This is a genomic window from Bartonella sp. ML69XJBT (genome assembly GCF_028618515.1).
Lineage (GTDB): Bacteria > Pseudomonadota > Alphaproteobacteria > Rhizobiales > Rhizobiaceae > Bartonella.
In genome coordinates this window covers 1-1,198 of the sequence record NZ_JAQITB010000119.1, presented here as the reverse complement: position 1 = coordinate 1,198, position 1,198 = coordinate 1, and the positions used below count along the sequence as shown (strand labels likewise).

The following is a 1,198-nucleotide window of genomic DNA, read 5'->3' as shown; positions in this document are numbered from 1 at the left end:
GCCTCGCTTGCTTGCTGTTCTGCATGTTCTGCCTTCTCTTTTGCACTATCCGCTACGCTTTTAGCGTCCTCTGCCATGCTCTTGGCTTCACTCGATTGCGTCAAGGATTCTGTGACTTTTTGTAACGTCTCATCATCTCTCTGTTTTGCCGCATTGGCTGTTGATACCGCACTCTCTGCAAGGCTTTTTACATCACTAAAGCTCTGTTTAACCTCATCACAAACATTCTTGTTTGCTTGTGCTAAAGTCTTCGCCTCTTCCGATAACCTTTTGGCTGCTTCTGCACTCTCCTTTGCATCATTGGCTGTGGTTAATGCCGTAGCTGCCGTCGTGGTCGCACCAGTCGATTCTGTTCGTGCTTGCTCTGCTACCCTTTGTGCCTCTGTAGAGGTTGCTCTCGCTTTTTCCGATAAACTCTTGGCTTCTTCACTAACACCTTTTGCTTCATTAACTAAGGTGATCGCCTGTGAAGATTGATCCTTCGCTTCTGTAGAAGCCGTGAGAGCATTTGAAGACGCATCTTTTGCTTCTGATGCTAATTGTTTCGCTTCTTCTGCTTTGTTCTTCGCATCTGATGCCTCTGAAATGGCTCTCTCAACACTTTCTTTCGCATTACGCGCTGTTGCTGTCGCTGCTTCACTTGCATTCTTGGCTTCATTGGCTGTCGTAGAGGCTCCCTCTGCTAGCCCCTTTGCCTCTGTCGCCGTGTTTACCGCTGTTTCTGATACTGCCTTCGCTCCATTGGCTACGTTCAACGCCTGTGATGCCGTCTCTTTTACTTCTTGCACAACACTCTGTGCAGTTTCCGCTTTGCTCTTCGCATCTTCCGCCAAGATCTTAATCGCTTCTCCGCCTCGTAGAGCTTCACCGTCTAAACGCACCGATTGCTCTGCCGCTACCTTCGCTTCATTGGCTATCTTTATCGCTTCTGTTGCATTGTCTTGCGCCTCTGATGCCTTAACTCTTGCCGTTTCTGCAACTTGTTTGGCTTCGCTTGATGCACTCTTCGCTTCTCCTGACGTCGTCTCTGCTCTAGAGACACTTGCCTTAACGCTTGTGACCTCTGTTAATGCTTGTTCTGCTGTCTTTTGTGCTTGAGTTGCTACTGCAGTGCTTGACGTTACATCTGTACTCGCTTTTTCCGCTAAACCTTTTGCCTCTTCTGCTAATCCCTTGGCTTCTGCTGCTCTCTCTCTTA

The 1,198-nt window shown here is 48.3% G+C and carries 1 pseudogene; it reads right to left on the bottom strand.

Annotated elements, in window-relative coordinates:
* Positions 1-1,198 (bottom strand): annotated as a pseudogene (locus tag PVV68_RS10425) (hypothetical protein); the annotation flags it as partial.